Origin of the sequence: Tianweitania sp., assembly GCF_032053605.1 — a bacterium.
Lineage (GTDB): Bacteria > Pseudomonadota > Alphaproteobacteria > Rhizobiales > Rhizobiaceae > Tianweitania.
Genome location: NZ_DAMBUH010000086.1, coordinates 1 through 14,683 on the forward strand (window position 1 = coordinate 1; position 14,683 = coordinate 14,683).

Below are 14,683 nucleotides of genomic sequence, written 5' to 3' on the forward strand. Positions count from 1 at the left end.
TCTTCACCTGGTGGAATGGCCAAACGCTCGGAACGCGCTTCTTTACCTGGCGCAAGGGCAAGCAAGTCGGCCAGGATGCACTGGGCAATATCTATTACGAAGGCGGCCTGGATCCCGATGGAAACCCGCGCCGCTGGGTTGTGTTCAACGGCTATGCCGAAGCGTCGGCGATTCCGCCCGGCTGGCACGGCTGGATGCATCACCGCGTCGACACTCCGCCGCCTGCCGAGACCTACACGCCGCGCGAATGGGAGAAGGCTCATACGCCGAACCTTACGGGCTCAGCTGGCGCTTACCGTCCAAAGGGCTCGATTCTGAACGAGAAAGAGCGTCCGCGGGTTACCGGCGATTACGATGCTTGGACGCCGGGCGGCTGATCTCCCCGACGGGCGCTTAAGAGATTTCTCGCCACAATTCTCCTCTACGCGAGACAGTTGAAAAAGGCCGTGCCTCGCGGCTTGCGGTGGAATTGGATCAATGATGCTGAGTGCGAAGCGGAGCCTGATGGCTGGTTTGATCGCGATGCTGATCATACCGGCAGCCCAGGCTCAAGAAGGGCCCCAGGGGTTCGAAGGCATTCAGGGTTTTGATACGCCACCGCAAGACGAGCAACTACAGCCTGGACAAGAGGTCCCGCAGGGACAGGTGCCGGCTCCCGAAACGGAAGCCCCCCAGCCTGCCGTGCCTGTCCAGCGCATTAAGAACTCGGTGGCGGAATTTGCCGGCATCGACAAGATCACCGGACGCATCATCAATTTCGACGTTTATATCGATGAGACCGTGCAGTTCGGTGCGCTGCAAGTGACGCCACGCGTCTGCTACGCCAGCCCGGAAAACCAGGAGCCGAAGACCGACTCCTTTGTGGAAGTCGACGAAATCACGCTCGACCGCAAGATCCGCCGCATCTTCACCGGCTGGATGTTCGCCGAAAGCCCCGGCCTCAACGCCGTGGAGCACCCGGTCTATGACGTGTGGCTGAAGGCCTGCAAGAAGACCTCGGACGTCCCGGCGCCCGAAGCCGCCAAGGCGAACTGACCGGCTGTTGAACGTCGCATCAGGCCGGCGTTGATTTCAGCAGGCGATTTGCTCGTTCAGACAAGGGGCAACCGCGATCGGCCAGATAGGCGATCGCCTCGCGCGCAGTTCGTTCCTCACCCGTATTCCCGTTAAACGTGGTTAGAGCGCCTTCAAAGCTCAGCACGACGTTGAAGGTACGCCATGTGCTCCGATAATCGACCAGCTCGACCTCGGCGTAGGGCCTGAGCCGCGTTCGAAACAGGCGATATTCAATTTTGTCGGGATGCAGGACGAGTCGCGGCGCCATGTTGTTATGGCCCCAGGCCAGCCAGGGAACAGGCTTAAAGCCTCCGAAAGCCGCGATCAGCTTGACGTTCATGACTGGCAAGTCAGCAGGCGATCATTCCCCGCGATGAAGCCGCTCGATCTCGCGTCCCAAGCGCTCGATGATCTGCCCGGTATCTTCGTGGATGCGGCGCAGGCGCTCGATCTGGGCGGTCATCGAGGCGAGGGGATCGGGGCCGATTTCGTCGGCAGGCGCATCGCCAACACCATGCATCAGCCACATCAGCGTCACATCGAGAACGCTGGCAACCAGCGTCAGGCGCTCGACATTTGGTTCGGAACGGTCGTTTTCCCAATCGATGATCGTCTGCTTCTTCACGCCGACGCGCCGCGCCAGCGTTTGCAGACTGATCCCGCTCGCATCGCGCGTGCGCGACAAGCGCCCGCCCAGCGTGTCGGTATCGACGGTGCGCGACGGGAATGCGCGAATGACGGTCAAAGTCCGCTCCTTCACCCCTTAAGCCAGGGGATGACCTATCACGCGGAGGCACAAAAACAAGTCGCTCAGCCGCCCTGCTGTGACGCGTTTCTGACAGTCAGCTTAATGCACGCGCAGCTTCCAGAACTTCCTCGGCATGACCGGGTACGGAAACCTTGCGCCAGATCCGGGCGATCTTGCCGTCCTTGTCGATCAGGAAGGTGGAGCGCTCGACGCCCATATATTTGCGGCCGTACATGCTTTTTTCCTTCCACACATGGAGCGCCGCCAGCACCGACTTTTCTTCATCGGCGATCAAGTCGATGCCGAGCTCGTGCTTCTGCTTGAACTTGTCGTGCTTCTTCACGCTGTCGGGCGAGATGCCGATGACTGTCACGCCGGCCTGTTCGAAGTCCGGCTTCAGCCGCGTGAAGTCGATGGCCTGCGCCGTGCAGCCGCTCGTGTCATCCTTGGGGTAAGCGTAAAGCACCACCGGTCGGCCGCGCAGCGATTGCAGCGACATAGTTCCGCCCCCATCGCGTGGGAGTTCGAAATCCGGTGCAGTGTCGCCAATTTGTAGCTCAGCCATAACCTAACCCGTTTACCTCGTGACGTTTCTCGCGAGATATAGAGCCCAGCCGGATTCGTCCATCAGCCGATCAGGAACCGTCGACCCCGTTGGAAAACGAGCCGCGCGAGCATCAGAGAATCCGCTTCCGGCGCAACGAGATCGCTGATCTCGGCGCTTTGCCTTCTGCTGCCCGGCCGCAAGTGGCGACGTCTCCTCAGCACAAGCGCCGCAAGCGACGCCACCTTCACCGCATTGGCGTAGTTTTCAGCCTTCTGATCGGCTTGTTTTTGGCCGCCGTGTTCTTCCTTGCGGTCTACGGCATCCCGTCCATCGGCATGGATCGTTTGCGCGAACAGGCCGAGCGAAGCGGCAGCCGCTTTGCGGGTGAACCGGTTTCCGCTTCGCTGGGGCGGCTCGGCGTTTCCTTCGACTCCTCGCGCTTTCTCTCCCTGAGCCTCGCGGACCTGAAGCTCGGCGCAGTCAATCCAGGTGGGCCGCAGATTTCGGCCGGCGAGGTTCGTTTCGGCCTTGCGCCGCTGCAACTGCTGCAAGGTCGCATCCAGATCGGCAACGCCACCCTTGCCGACGCGCGCATCGTGGCCGGTGCCTTGCAGCAGAATGGCGAGCAGGACTGGGCGGCCGGGTTGAAGAACGAGCAGGGTCTCGTTGATCCCGACAAGGTGCTGACGGCGATCTTCGAAGGTCTTCATCGCGCTTTCAGCGGACTGGATTCCGGCCAGACCAGGCGGCTAGCGCTGGAAAATGTCGAGATCGTTCTTCCGGGCCTGGAGAAGACCACGACCTTCGTCGTTCGTTCAGCCACCCTTCAGCGCGTGGCCGATGCACTGACGATCAACGCCGAACTCGTCGTCAACGGGCGCACCATCACGCTGGCTGGCAATGCCGAGCGTCCGGGCGGAATGCAGATCTCGTCCCTGACGGTAGAACTCGATTCGGACCCCATTTTCCGCGACGATCCGGTGATCGATGATGGCAACGCCAAGGTCGATCCGTCCCTTGGCACCATCGCCATGGATATCGATGGCCACGAAGGCATCAACGGCGAACCGAGCAATCTCAGCGCTACCGCCTCTATGACCGGGGCCGCCATCGACCTCGGCAAGAACGGCATCATTGCAGGTGCCGCCGAGCTCAGCATGCAGCTTCGAACCGGCTCCGGCGAACTGGCGATCAAGCGCGCGGCCGTTCAAACCGGCGAGACCACACTGAGCTTCAGCGGCGGGGTTGGCCCGCAGCCAGTCGCGGCAGATGCACCGGGTGCGGCACGTGCATACCGCTTCGAGCTGGTCAGCGATGGGTCGCGCTTGGCAGCTGAGGGCCTCGCCGAGCCGCCCGTTGCGATCACCTCGCGCATCGCCGGCAAGTATCTGCCCGATCCAACCCAACTCGTGATCGACGATCTCAAGCTCAGCACAGATGACGGACAGTTCGCCGGGCAGGGCGAGATCATCTTCGATGGCCGCCGCGCTCCTGGCATCCGCGCTATCCTCGGCACCACGTCGATGCCGGTGGCCTCGGCCAAGCAGTTGTGGCCCTTCATCGTCGCGCCCAATGCGCGCGGCTGGGTGCACAAAAACGTGTCCGATGGCCGGCTGATCGAAAGCGAGATCAACCTTTCGCTGCCGCCCGGCCGTTTGGGCGACGGCATCCCGTTCAAGGCCGAAGAAGCCAATGGTCGCTTCGTGGTGGAAGGCACGCGCATCCACGTGCTCGATACACTACCCACGGTCCAGAACGCAGCCGGCGTGATCACCTTCGGCGGCAACGATGTCGGCATCACCTTGTCGAAAGGCGAGGCTCCCATGGCGGAGGATCGGCGTGTGACTGTGTCTAACGGCACCATGCGCATTCCCGGGCATCAGGCGGGCGGCCCAGTCGGCTTCATGACGCTCGATCTTGCCGGCGATGCCAAGGCAGTCGGCGATCTGGCGTCACGCGAACCGATCAACGCGCTGCGCTTCATCGGCATGGAGCCCAAGGATCTCAGCGGCGAAATTTGGGGCACCGTCAATGCCGACATTGCGCTTAGCCGCGAAGTCGATCGCGCGCGAGTGCATTGGAGCGTCGATCTCGCTTTCGACAAGCTGGCTTTGGCCAAGCCCTTTTCGGGTCAGACGGTCACCGACGCAGCTGGAACGGCATCGATCGATCAGCGCCGCGCCGAGATCGCCGCCAATGCCAATCTCAACGGCATACCGGCCCGGCTGAACCTCACCGAGCCGGTGGGCACGACCACGGATGTTGCTCGCAAACGGTCCATTCAGCTGACCTTAGACGAAGCGGCGCGCCGCAAGCATTTTCCGGCACTTGATCCGCTGATTTCAGGGCCGATGCTGCTCGATGTCGATGCCACGCAAGGCGACCGGCAGGAGGTTACGGCTGATCTTACCGGCACCGAGGTTCGCGTGCCTTGGGTTGGATGGCAAAAGGGCGCCGGCGTGCCGGCGAAGCTGCGCTTTGGTTTGAGCGCGCATGATGGCGTCACGGATCTCCAGGACTTCCGCTTGAGCGGCGACAGCTTCTCAGTTGCCGGCGATTTGCGCCTGAACGCCGGCGGACTGGCTTCCGCAAAGCTTGGCACAGTGCGGCTCAACAGAGGCGACGACACCTCGATCGACCTTGAGCGCAGCGGCAAGACCTATACTGTACGCGTGCGCGGCAAGCAGTTCGATGCGCGGTCCCTGGTGAAGCACTATCTGGCTGAATCCGCCGCTTCCGCATCCGGCACAGGCGAGGCGATGCCGGTGGCGCTGGATGTCGCCGTTGACCAAGCCAACGGCTTCTTCAACGAAGCGATCAACAATCTCAAGGTCACCTATGACAGCGGTGCTGGCGCGCTGCGGCTCAGCGGCGTCATGGGGTCAGGCGGCGCAGTGGCGGTGCAGACCGACAATGCCGGCGGCAGCAATTCGCTGCGCGTGCAGGCGACCGATGCCGGCGGCGTCCTGCGCTTTGCCGATGTCTACGAGCATATGTATGGCGGCCGCATCGAGCTGGAACTGGCCGGCCGCACTGGCAAGCCGATGGTCGGCAGTGTCGATGCGCGCGACTTCCGCATCGTCGACGAACCCAAGCTGCGCTCGCTGGTTTCCAACCCTCCGCCGGACGGCAAGTCGCTCAACGATGCGTTGAAGCGGGAGATCGACACCAGCAGCGTCGCCTTCGAGCGGGGTTTTACCCGGATCAAGAAAGGACCGGGCTCGCTGATGCTGCGCGAAGGCGTGGTGCGCGGTCCGGTAATCGGCGCAAGCTTCCAGGGCACGTTCTATGACCCTCAGGGTTATATGGACATGACCGGCACCTTTTTGCCGGCCTATGGCGTCAACCGCATCTTCGGCGAGATTCCGATCATCGGCCAGATCCTTGGCAACGGCCGCGACGGCGCGCTGATCGGCATCACATTCCGTCTGATGGGCAACGCCAAGAAGCCCGACCTTCAGATCAACCCCATCTCGGCCATCGCCCCCGGCATCTTCCGCTCGATCTTCGAGTTTTAGCGAGAGCGCCTTTCCTTCTACCCCTGTGGGAGAAGGTGGCTGAGCGGAGCGAAGTCGGATGAGGGGTGCTCCAGCTTGGCACGCTCCGCGCCAATACCTCTCAACCGTTTCGACGCTGGTGCGTCGATCCACCTTCTCCCACAAGGGGAGAAGGGAAGCACGCGCTCCAGCCCTAAGCCGCGCGCACCAGGATGTGCTTCTTCTTGCCAAGCGACAGCTTGATCACGCCGGCTTCGCCGATCTCGGCGGTGCCCACCAGCGTTCGCTCGTCGCTTACCGGCTTGTCGTTGATGCGCACCGCGCCACCCTGAACATGCCGGCGCGCTTCGCCGTTGGACGCGGCAAGCTTTGCGGTCACCATCAGCGCAAGCAGGCCGATGCCGCTCTCCAGATCAGCCGCCGGCACGTCGATCGTCGGCAGATCGCTTGCAAGAGCGCCTTCCTCGAAGGTCTTGCGCGCGGTTTCGGCAGCCTGTTCGGCGTTCTCACGCCCATGCAGCATGGCGGTGATCTCGATGGCGAGGATCTTCTTGACCTCATTGATCTCCGAACCGCCAAGCGCTGACAACCGTGCGATCTCGTCCATAGGAAGCGTCGTGTAGAGCTTCAGGAAGCGTGAGACGTCGGCATCCTCGGTGTTGCGCCAGTATTGCCAGAAGTCATAGGCCGACAGCATGTCCGGGTTCAGCCAGACCGCACCCGACAGCGACTTGCCCATCTTGGCGCCTGACGATGTCGTAAGCAGCGGGGAGGTCAAGGCAAAAAGCTGCGGCGTGTCCATGCGGTGGCCGAGATCGATGCCGTTGATGATGTTGCCCCACTGATCCGAGCCGCCCATCTGCAGCCGCGTACCCGTGCGCTTGCTGAGCTCGACGAAGTCGTAGGCCTGCAGGATCATGTAGTTGAATTCGAGGAAGGACAGCGATTGTTCTCGATCCAGCCGCGTCTTTACGCTGTCAAACGACAGCATGCGGTTGACAGAGAAATGGCGGCCGACATCGCGCAGGAAGTCGAGGTAGTTGATCCCAAGCAGCCAGTCGGCATTGTTGACCATCAGCGCATCGCGCGGGCCCTCGCCGAAGGTCAGGTAGTTCGAAAAAACCTTCTTGATGCCGTCGATGTTCGACTGGATGGTTTCCGGGGTCATCAACTTGCGCGCTTCGTCCTTGAAGGACGGATCGCCCACCATGCCCGTGCCGCCGCCCATCAGCGCGATCGGACGATGCCCGGTCTGCTGCATCCAGTGGAGCATCATGATCTGGATGAGCCCGCCGGCATGAAGGCTGGGCGCCGTAGGGTCGAAGCCAATATACGCCGTCACGGTCTCGCGCGAAAAGAGCTCGTCCAGGCTAGTCTCGTCGGAGATCTGGTGGATGAAGCCACGCTCTTGCAGCGTGCGCAGGAAATCGGACTTGAAGGCAGACATGGTTCCAGACTTTCGGTCAGGCTTGAGGACGGTAAGGGCTTCCACCTATTAACGATTAGGAAGACGGCTGCGCTTTAGCATCGCAGGCAAGGGAATCAAAGGGAGACGGGTGATGACGCTGACGACGGCTCTCGGCCTGATGAGTGGCACGTCCATGGACGGCATCGATGTTGCGGCCATGCGAACCGACGGCGAAAGCACCGTCGAGCGCGGCCCGTCACTGTTTATGCCCTATGATGATGCCTTCCGCTCCCGCGTCGAAACCGCGTTGCAGACGGCGAAAGCAATCAAGCAACGCGACGAACGGCCCGGCGATCTTGCCGAGCTGGAACGCGATCTCACACTGCGCCACGCCGAAGCCGTCGCAGCGTTCCTCGCCAAGTACCCGGGCTGGGAACCTGACCTCATCGGCTTCCACGGCCAGACCGTGCTGCACCGGCCTGCCGAAGGCCTGACAGTTCAACTCGGCGACGGCGCACTGCTCGCACAACGAACCGGCACTCGCGTCGTCTATGATATGCGCGCAGCCGATATGCTTGCCGGCGGGCAGGGTGCACCGCTGGTCCCAGCCTACCATGCCGCGCTGGCCAAGAGCCTCTCTGATGCCTACCGCAAAACGCCGACCGTCTTCGTCAACATTGGCGGCATCTCCAACGTCACCTATGTGCCCGCATCCGGCGATCCCGTGGCCTTCGACAGCGGTCCCGGCAACCAACTGATTGATCAATGGATGCAGCGAGAAGGCGGCCTTGCCTACGACGCTGACGGTGCTGCTGCCTCAAAGGGCAGCGTGCACCAGTCTGTTGTCGATTCCTACCTTCAACTGCCCTTCTTCGCCCAGCCAGCGCCAAAATCACTCGATCGCAGCGACTTCGACCTGTCCGGCGTGACAGGCCGGACCCTTAACGATGGCGCGCGCACGCTGGCGGCGCTCGCAGCCGAAGCCGTCTTTGCCGCGCGCAAGCAGATGCCAGACACGCCCAAGCTCTGGATCCTCTGCGGCGGCGGCCGCAAGAACCCGCATATCGCCGGCGATCTTCGCAGGCTCGTCCAAAACACCGATGGTGAGGTTTTGGCAGCCGAAGATGTCGGCCTCGATGGTGATGCGACGGAAGCCGAAGCTTGGGCCTATCTGGCGGTACGCTCCGCACGCGGCCTGCCGCTAACATGGCCGACGACGACGGGATGCCGCCAGCCGACGACGGGCGGTGTTCTGGTTCAGCCATAAAGAAAACCCGCCGGATCGCTCCGGCGGGTTCCCTAATCAAACGCTGAGTGCCGTTCAGGCAGCCAGCACAGCCTTCGGCTCGGCCAGGTCGTAGCCCAGCGCGTCTGCCACGGCGGCATTGGTGATGCGGCCCTTGTGGACGTTGAGGCCGTTGCGCAGATGCGGCTCGTCGACCAGTGCCTTCAGACCCTTGTCGGCCAGTGCCAAGCCATAATGCAGCGTCGCATTGTTCAGCGCATGGGCGGAGGTCACCGGCACCGCGCCTGGCATGTTGGCGACGCAGTAGTGGATCACGCCTTCCACCTCATAGGTCGGATCGGCATGGGTCGTGGCGTGGCTGGTTTCGAAGCAGCCGCCCTGGTCGATCGCGACATCCACCAGCACGGCGCCTTTCTTCATGCCAGACAGCATTTCGCGGCTGACCAGCTTGGGTGCTGCCGCACCGGGGATCAGCACGGCGCCGACGACGAGATCAGCCGAGAAGCATTCTTCTTCCAGCGCTTCCACGGTCGAGTAGCGCGTATGAACGCGGCCGTTGAAGATGTCGTCGAGCTGGCGCAGGCGCGGAATGGAGCGGTCGAGGATCGTCACGTCGGCACCGAGACCAACCGCCATCTTCGCTGCATGCAGGCCGACGACACCGCCGCCGATCACCGTGACCTTGCCCGGCAACACGCCCGGCACACCGCCCAGCAGCACGCCACGACCGCCATTGGCCTTCTGCAACGAGGTCGCACCGGCCTGAATTGCCAGACGTCCAGCTACTTCCGACATTGGCGCCAGCAGCGGCAACCCGCCGCGCTCGTCGGTCACGGTCTCATAGGCAACGGCCGTCACGCCCGAAGCGAGCAGGCCCTTGGTCTGATCCGGATCCGGCGCCAGGTGCAGGTAGGTGTAAAGGATCTGGTTCTCGCGCAGCTGCACCCATTCGTTAGGCTGTGGCTCCTTCACCTTCACGATCATGTCCGACTTGGCGAACACCTCTTCCGCTGTCTTGGCGATCGTCGCACCGGCGGCGCGATAAGCGTCATCGCCGGCACCGATGCCAGCACCCGCGCCGGTTTCCACCAGCACCTGATGACCGTGCGCCGCATATTCGCGGACGGCGCCGGGGGTGAGGCCGACGCGATATTCGTGGTTCTTGATTTCCTTGGGGCAGCCGACGCGCATGTTTGCACTCCCATTGTTTTTGGCGTTCCGCAGAGCAGCGACTGTATGCCTATGAGGTGTCGCAGGTCCTTGCGATGTCAATTGCTCTCGCGTGACTTCGTGACATAGTCTTGCGCGTAGAAGGGTGTTTGTCGAAGGAATCGCAGATCATGGCTTTGGACAAGATTGATCTTGCGATCCTCAGCGCGCTTCAAAAAGACGGTCGCATGTCGAATGCAGCTCTGGCTGAGAAAGTCGGCTTGTCCCAATCCGCCTGCTCGCGCCGCCTCGACATGCTGGAGAAATCCGGCACCATCCGCGGTTACCATGCTCAGATCTCGGCGGCAGGCCTCGGGCATCCGATGACGGCGATCGTGCATATCTCTCTGTCTGGCCAGTTCGAGAAAACGCTGTCGGAGTTCGAAGCCGCCATCAAACGCTGTCCGAACGTCCTGTCCTGCCACCTGATGACCGGCGAGTATGACTACATCCTGCGCATCGCCGCGCGCGATCTTGCCGACTACGAGCGCATCCACAAGGAATGGCTGACGGCGATGCCACATGTCATCAAGATCAACACGTCCTTCGCCATGCGCGAGATCATCGACCGGACGGCGTTCGGCTTGAAGACCGAGCTGGCATGACTTGCACCTGCAGGCAGCCACGAGCCGCCGCCTTGCGATAATCCTGTGGTTACTTGGATGCTGGACATGATGTGCTTGGCAGCGCAACACTCCGCCGACCTAAGACTCGTTTGCAGATCAGGAGCAGTTTCATGAACACGCAACTCGCCATGTCCCGCCGCGGCTTTCTGGCCGGCACGGCGGTGACGGCCGGCCTCATCGCGCTGCATCCGTTTTCGGCGCACGCTCAGGCCAACCAGGCACATTTGCGCATCATGGAAACCACCGACATCCATGTGAACGTGCTGCCTTACGACTATTATGCCGACAAGCCGAACGACACGATGGGCCTGTCGCGCACGGCATCGCTGATCAAGGCGGTTCGTGACGAAGCCACCAACTCCATGCTGGTCGACAATGGCGACTTCATCCAGGGCAGCCCAATGGGCGACTACATCGCCTATGAGCGCGGCATGAAGGAGGGCGACGTTCACCCGGTCATCAAGGCGATGAACACGCTCGGCTATGACTGCTCGACGCTCGGCAATCACGAGTTCAACTACGGCCTGTCCTTCATGGATAAGGTGCTGGCAGGGGCGAACTATCCCTTCGTCTGCGCCAACCTCATCCGCGGCACCGAGCTCGCCGCCAATCCGCGCGACGACAAGCTTTACCTCAAGCCTTACCTGATCCTCGACAAGCAGATCAAAGACGGCTCGGGCAACGAGCACCCGATCAAGATCGGCATCATCGGCTTCGTGCCGCCGCAGATCATGGTGTGGGACGCCAAGAACCTCAGCGGCAATGTTGCGACCCGCGACATCGTGCAGGCGGCGGAAGCCTGGGTGCCGCAGATGAAGGAAGAGGGCGCCGACATCGTGATCGCGCTTTCCCATTCCGGCATCGACACCAAGAAGACCGACCTGATGGAAAACGCCTCCTTCTTCCTGGCGGGCGTGGACGGCATCGACGCGATCTTCACCGGCCACCAGCATCTGGTTTTCCCCGGTCCGAAGGATTTTCAGGATTTACAGGGCGTCGACACCAAGAAAGGTACGCTGCAGGGCAAGCAGGCCGTGATGGGCGGCTTTTGGGGCTCGCATATGGGCCTGATCGACCTTCTGCTCGAGCGCGACGACAGCAAATGGAAGGTGGTGTCCGGCACGTCGGAAGCGCGGCCGATCTCCGAGCGCAAGGGCCGTGACACTGTCGCGGCGGTCAAGGATGAGCCGAAGGTAGTCGAGGCCGTCGATGCCGAGCACAAGGCGACACTGGATTATGTCCGCCGCCCGGTCGGCAAGACCTCCGCGCCGCTCTACTCCTATTTCGCGCTGGTGGCCGACGATCCATCCGTGCAGATCGTGAGCCAGGCACAGACCTGGTACATCAAGGATCTCTTGAAGGAGACGCAGTTGAAGGACCTGCCGGTTCTATCTGCCGCGGCACCCTTCAAGTCCGGCGGTCGCGGCGGAGCGGATTACTATACCGACGTTCCGGCCGGCGACATCGCGATCCGCAACGTCGCCGACCTCTATCTTTATCCCAACACCGTGCGCGCGCTGGAAGTCACCGGCGCGCAGGTCAAGGAATGGCTGGAAATGTCTGCCGGCATCTTCCGGAAGGTCGAGCCCGGCAAGGCCGATCAGCCGCTGATCAACACGGACTTCCCGGCCTACAATTTCGATGTCATCGACGGTGTGACCTACAGGATCGACGTGTCGCAGCCGCCGAAATATGGCGTCAAAGGCGAGGTTCTGAATGCCCACTCGAACCGCATCAAGGACCTGATGTTCGACAACAAGCCGATCGATCCGGCCGCCAAATTCGTCGTCGCCTCCAACAACTACCGTGCGGGCGGCGGCGGCAATTTCCCGGAGATTAACGAGTCCAAGGTGATCTTCGAAGCCCCGGACACCAACCGCGACGTGATCGTGCGCTACATCGTCGACCAGGGCACGATCAATCCGTCCGCCGACGCCAATTGGTCCTTCGCATCCCTGCCGAACACCAGCGTTCTGTTCGAAACCGGACCGAAGGCCAAGGACTTCATCGGCGATGTGAAGGCGGTGAAGATCGAGCCGGCTGGCGAGGGCGAGGGCGGCTTCGCGAAGTACCGCATCACGCTCTGAGGCAACAAAAAAGGGCCGGATCGATTCGGCCCTTTTCACATCCATCAAACGCAGGACGTCCTGATCAGAAGTCGGTAAACTCTCCGGCGTCTTCGCCCTTCCACCACTTCAGGCGATCGGACTCGACCTTGATCATCACGATGTTGGGGGTGTCGATGCCGTCTTCGAACCACTTGTCGAGGTCCGGGTTCCAGTGGGCTTCGAATTCTTCCTTGTCGCGGATCAGGTCGGCGTCGCCGGAAACCGCGACATAGAAACCATCATCGCCAGCAAAGCCCAGCGTGACGGCGGGCTCTTCCTCAATATCCGCGACCATGCGCGATTCTTCGTAGGTAAAATAGTAGGAGTCGCCGTCGAAATCGACGTCGCCATTGTTGCTCATGGGGCGGCTCGCCAGGCTGCCGTCCTCGGTGACGGTGGTCAGCATCGCGATGTCGATGCCCTTCATTGCGGCGGCGATCTCTTCGAGCGTTTTCTCGGCCATGACCTGTCTCCTTGTTGGCCGCGCTCAACCGGCAGACACGATCTTGGTTCCGGCCCGCCTCACACTTCCTGTCAGTTTTCCAACAAGGTGAAGGGCGCGCCCTCAAACGCCTCCGCACCGCGCCCGATCGATCGGATCGCAGCCACCATCCGGCCTTGCCGCCCCAGCAGATCATCGGCCAGCGCGATGATGCGCGGGTTCGGCGTTGCCGATGGTGAGCTTTGCCTCAACTCCTGTGCCAGCGCCTCTTCACTGAGCTCCGGCCGAAGTGCAGCCGCAATGGCATAGGCCGCGGCGGTCGATCGGCTGATCCCGGCATAGCAATGAATCAGAATCGGATCGTCTGCCGAAACGCGTTCGGCAAACTTCAGGATCGCCTGAACCTGCTCGCGTGAAGGCGCGACATAACCCTCGCGTTCCTGCGCGATGTCATGCATTTCAAGCTGGAGATAGTCTTTCGGTGCGATGCCAGCGGGCCGCTCGAACGTCGCCCCGATCGACTGCAGCGCAATCATGCGCCCCGCCTTCGAAGCAGAAAGCGTTTCCGGCAGACGCGACAGCGGCGTGACGTGGATCATGCCGCCGCCCTGAACGCAGAGAGCGCCGCATCAAGCCGGCTAAGCGCAGCGTCATCCGCCGGCAAACCGATGCGCAGGACATCATCGGCAAAGCGGAACGGCCGCACCAGAATGCCATGCTCGCCAAGCAGTTGGAACAAGGCAGCGGCATGAGGCGACCGGACATAGCGGAACAGGCTCGTCCCGCCGACAACCTCCAAGCCACGAGCGCTCAAGATCCCGTCCAGTCGCGCCGCTTCTTCGCCTAGCTGTGGCCGCATAGCCTCTTTCCAAGCCTCGTCAGCCAACGCCTCCTTGGCAACATGCAGCGTCGGCCCCGAGACCGCCCAAGGTCCAAGCTGCGCGCTCAGCCACTCCGCACGCCATTTCTCGACTAGAACAAAGCCAAGGCGCACGCCGGCCAGTCCGAAGAACTTGCCGAAGGAACGCAGCACCACCAAGCCGCCTTCACCGACATCACTGGCCACGCTTTCGTCTTGCGGACCAACCTCCATGAAGGCCTCGTCCACCACCAGCAGCCCGCCCTTAGCGTGGAGATGCTTTGCGAGATCGAGCAGTTGCCTGCGCGGCACCACGCGCCCCGTCGGGTTGTTTGGGTTTACGATGACGGCCAGATCAGCGTCGTAGAGATCGTCGATCGCACTGGTTTCGCTGACCTGATGCCCCACCAAAGCGGCAGCACGCGCATGTTCCGCATAGGTCGGTGACAGCACCGCCGCCCGACCGGGCTCAACCAGCCGCATCACCAGCGGCAACAGGATCTGCGTGCCCGGTCCGCAGGCAATGCAGGCCGGATCGGCCACGCCGTAGGTCCTCGCTGCGAGCTTCGCCAGCTCAGCCGTTTCCGCCGGTTCCGGCAGGCGCGAGAAGGCGGTGGCGGGCAGGGGCGAAAACGGATAGGCGTGCGGGTTGATCCCCGTCGACAAGTCGATCCATGGCCGGGACGCCTGCGGAAACCGCGCTTCGGCGCGCGCCAGGCTGCCGCCATGGTCCGGCACCTCACACACTTCAGCCTGGTTGCGCATGTCCGTCCTGCTCACTCTTCTCGCTATGATCCTCGAACTCGCGCTGGGTTACCCCAACCGCCTGTTCGCCGCCATCGGCCATCCCGTGACCTGGATCGGCGTCCTGATCTCGCGTCTGGAACGCACGCTCAACCGAGCCGGCTTCAGCGATGCCGCCCGCAAAGCTAACGGC

At 62.2% G+C, this 14,683-nt stretch carries 14 protein-coding genes; 6 read left to right on the forward strand and 8 right to left on the reverse strand.

Translation table 11 applies throughout. The features are described from left to right. Together RTX98_RS16005 and RTX98_RS16010 are read left to right on the forward strand one after the other, a co-directional pair. Positions 1-377 (forward strand): NADH:ubiquinone oxidoreductase subunit NDUFA12 (locus tag RTX98_RS16005; RefSeq protein WP_312797830.1); only part of this gene is annotated, 377 nt, incomplete at its 5' end. Positions 378-645: 268 nt separating this feature from the next. Then, positions 646-1,035 carry a DUF2155 domain-containing protein gene (locus RTX98_RS16010; protein WP_312797844.1) on the forward strand — a complete coding sequence of 130 codons (390 nt, stop codon included), beginning with the start codon at positions 646-648 and terminating at the stop codon, positions 1,033-1,035. Positions 1,036-1,054: 19 nt separating this feature from the next. Here the strand turns inward: RTX98_RS16010 and RTX98_RS16015 are convergent, their stop codons facing one another. From RTX98_RS16015 to RTX98_RS16025, 3 genes are all read right to left on the reverse strand, one after another. Further along, positions 1,055-1,396: a hypothetical protein gene (locus RTX98_RS16015; protein ID WP_312797831.1), complete on the reverse strand. Its 342-nt coding sequence runs from the start codon at positions 1,394-1,396 to the stop codon at positions 1,055-1,057. Between the two features lie 21 nt (positions 1,397-1,417). Continuing rightward, positions 1,418-1,801 (reverse strand): helix-turn-helix transcriptional regulator, encoded by a 384-nt coding sequence (locus RTX98_RS16020; RefSeq protein WP_312797832.1) that lies wholly within the window; start codon positions 1,799-1,801, stop codon positions 1,418-1,420. A gap of 97 nt (positions 1,802-1,898) precedes the next feature. Continuing rightward, positions 1,899-2,369 (reverse strand): peroxiredoxin, encoded by a 471-nt coding sequence (locus RTX98_RS16025; RefSeq protein WP_312797833.1) that lies wholly within the window; start codon positions 2,367-2,369, stop codon positions 1,899-1,901. Positions 2,370-2,458: 89 nt separating this feature from the next. Here RTX98_RS16025 and RTX98_RS16030 point away from each other — a divergent pair, with 89 nt between their 5' ends. Beyond that, positions 2,459-5,869, forward strand: coding sequence for a DUF3971 domain-containing protein (locus RTX98_RS16030; protein ID WP_312797834.1), 3,411 nt, complete (start codon positions 2,459-2,461; stop codon positions 5,867-5,869). A gap of 172 nt (positions 5,870-6,041) precedes the next feature. On the opposite strand, the gene tyrS is transcribed toward RTX98_RS16030, so the two are convergent. Then, on the reverse strand, positions 6,042-7,295 hold the full coding sequence (gene tyrS / locus RTX98_RS16035; RefSeq protein WP_312797835.1) for a tyrosine--tRNA ligase: 1,254 nt from the start codon (positions 7,293-7,295) through the stop codon (positions 6,042-6,044). Positions 7,296-7,407: 112 nt separating this feature from the next. On the opposite strand from tyrS, the gene RTX98_RS16040 reads away from it, so the two are divergent. Next, on the forward strand, positions 7,408-8,523 hold the full coding sequence (locus RTX98_RS16040) for an anhydro-N-acetylmuramic acid kinase (protein ID WP_416223144.1): 1,116 nt from the start codon (positions 7,408-7,410) through the stop codon (positions 8,521-8,523). Positions 8,524-8,577: 54 nt separating this feature from the next. On the opposite strand, the gene ald is transcribed toward RTX98_RS16040, so the two are convergent. Further along, a complete protein-coding gene (ald, locus tag RTX98_RS16045) occupies positions 8,578-9,693 on the reverse strand; it encodes an alanine dehydrogenase (protein ID WP_312797837.1) in 1,116 nt (371 codons plus the stop codon). 149 nt (positions 9,694-9,842) lie between these two features. Between ald and RTX98_RS16050 the strand changes: the two genes are divergently transcribed. Both RTX98_RS16050 and RTX98_RS16055 read left to right on the forward strand, forming a co-directional pair. Continuing rightward, positions 9,843-10,316 (forward strand): Lrp/AsnC family transcriptional regulator, encoded by a 474-nt coding sequence (locus tag RTX98_RS16050; protein ID WP_312797838.1) that lies wholly within the window; start codon positions 9,843-9,845, stop codon positions 10,314-10,316. Positions 10,317-10,447: 131 nt separating this feature from the next. Beyond that, positions 10,448-12,424, forward strand: a complete 1,977-nt coding sequence (locus tag RTX98_RS16055) for a bifunctional 2',3'-cyclic-nucleotide 2'-phosphodiesterase/3'-nucleotidase (protein ID WP_312797839.1) — start codon at positions 10,448-10,450, stop codon at positions 12,422-12,424. Between the two features lie 64 nt (positions 12,425-12,488). Here RTX98_RS16055 and RTX98_RS16060 read toward each other — a convergent pair whose 3' ends face one another. The 3 genes from RTX98_RS16060 to cobD form a co-directional block, all read right to left on the reverse strand. After that, a complete protein-coding gene (locus tag RTX98_RS16060) occupies positions 12,489-12,908 on the reverse strand; it encodes a pyridoxamine 5'-phosphate oxidase family protein (RefSeq protein WP_312797840.1) in 420 nt (139 codons plus the stop codon). Positions 12,909-12,979: 71 nt separating this feature from the next. Continuing rightward, a complete protein-coding gene (locus RTX98_RS16065) occupies positions 12,980-13,486 on the reverse strand; it encodes a protein tyrosine phosphatase (protein WP_312797841.1) in 507 nt (168 codons plus the stop codon). After that, positions 13,483-14,511, reverse strand: coding sequence for a threonine-phosphate decarboxylase CobD (gene cobD / locus RTX98_RS16070; protein ID WP_312797842.1), 1,029 nt, complete (start codon positions 14,509-14,511; stop codon positions 13,483-13,485). The genes RTX98_RS16065 and cobD overlap by 4 nt, the downstream gene beginning before the upstream one ends. Positions 14,512-14,683 lie beyond the last annotated feature (172 nt).

Bases quoted from the DNA above. Each gene is read 5' to 3' on its own strand.
- RTX98_RS16060 (WP_312797840.1), bottom strand. From the start codon at position 12,908: ATGGCCGAGAAAACGCTCGAAGAGATCGCCGCCGCAATGAAGGGCATC.
- RTX98_RS16015 (WP_312797831.1), bottom strand. From the start codon at position 1,396: ATGAACGTCAAGCTGATCGCGGCTTTCGGAGGCTTTAAGCCTGTTCCC.
- tyrS (WP_312797835.1), bottom strand. From the start codon at position 7,295: ATGTCTGCCTTCAAGTCCGATTTCCTGCGCACGCTGCAAGAGCGTGGC.
- RTX98_RS16065 (WP_312797841.1), bottom strand. From the start codon at position 13,486: ATGATCCACGTCACGCCGCTGTCGCGTCTGCCGGAAACGCTTTCTGCT.
- RTX98_RS16040 (WP_416223144.1), top strand. From the start codon at position 7,408: ATGACGCTGACGACGGCTCTCGGCCTGATGAGTGGCACGTCCATGGAC.
- RTX98_RS16050 (WP_312797838.1), top strand. From the start codon at position 9,843: ATGGCTTTGGACAAGATTGATCTTGCGATCCTCAGCGCGCTTCAAAAA.
- RTX98_RS16025 (WP_312797833.1), bottom strand. From the start codon at position 2,369: ATGGCTGAGCTACAAATTGGCGACACTGCACCGGATTTCGAACTCCCA.
- ald (WP_312797837.1), bottom strand. From the start codon at position 9,693: ATGCGCGTCGGCTGCCCCAAGGAAATCAAGAACCACGAATATCGCGTC.
- RTX98_RS16055 (WP_312797839.1), top strand. From the start codon at position 10,448: ATGAACACGCAACTCGCCATGTCCCGCCGCGGCTTTCTGGCCGGCACG.
- cobD (WP_312797842.1), bottom strand. From the start codon at position 14,511: ATGCGCAACCAGGCTGAAGTGTGTGAGGTGCCGGACCATGGCGGCAGC.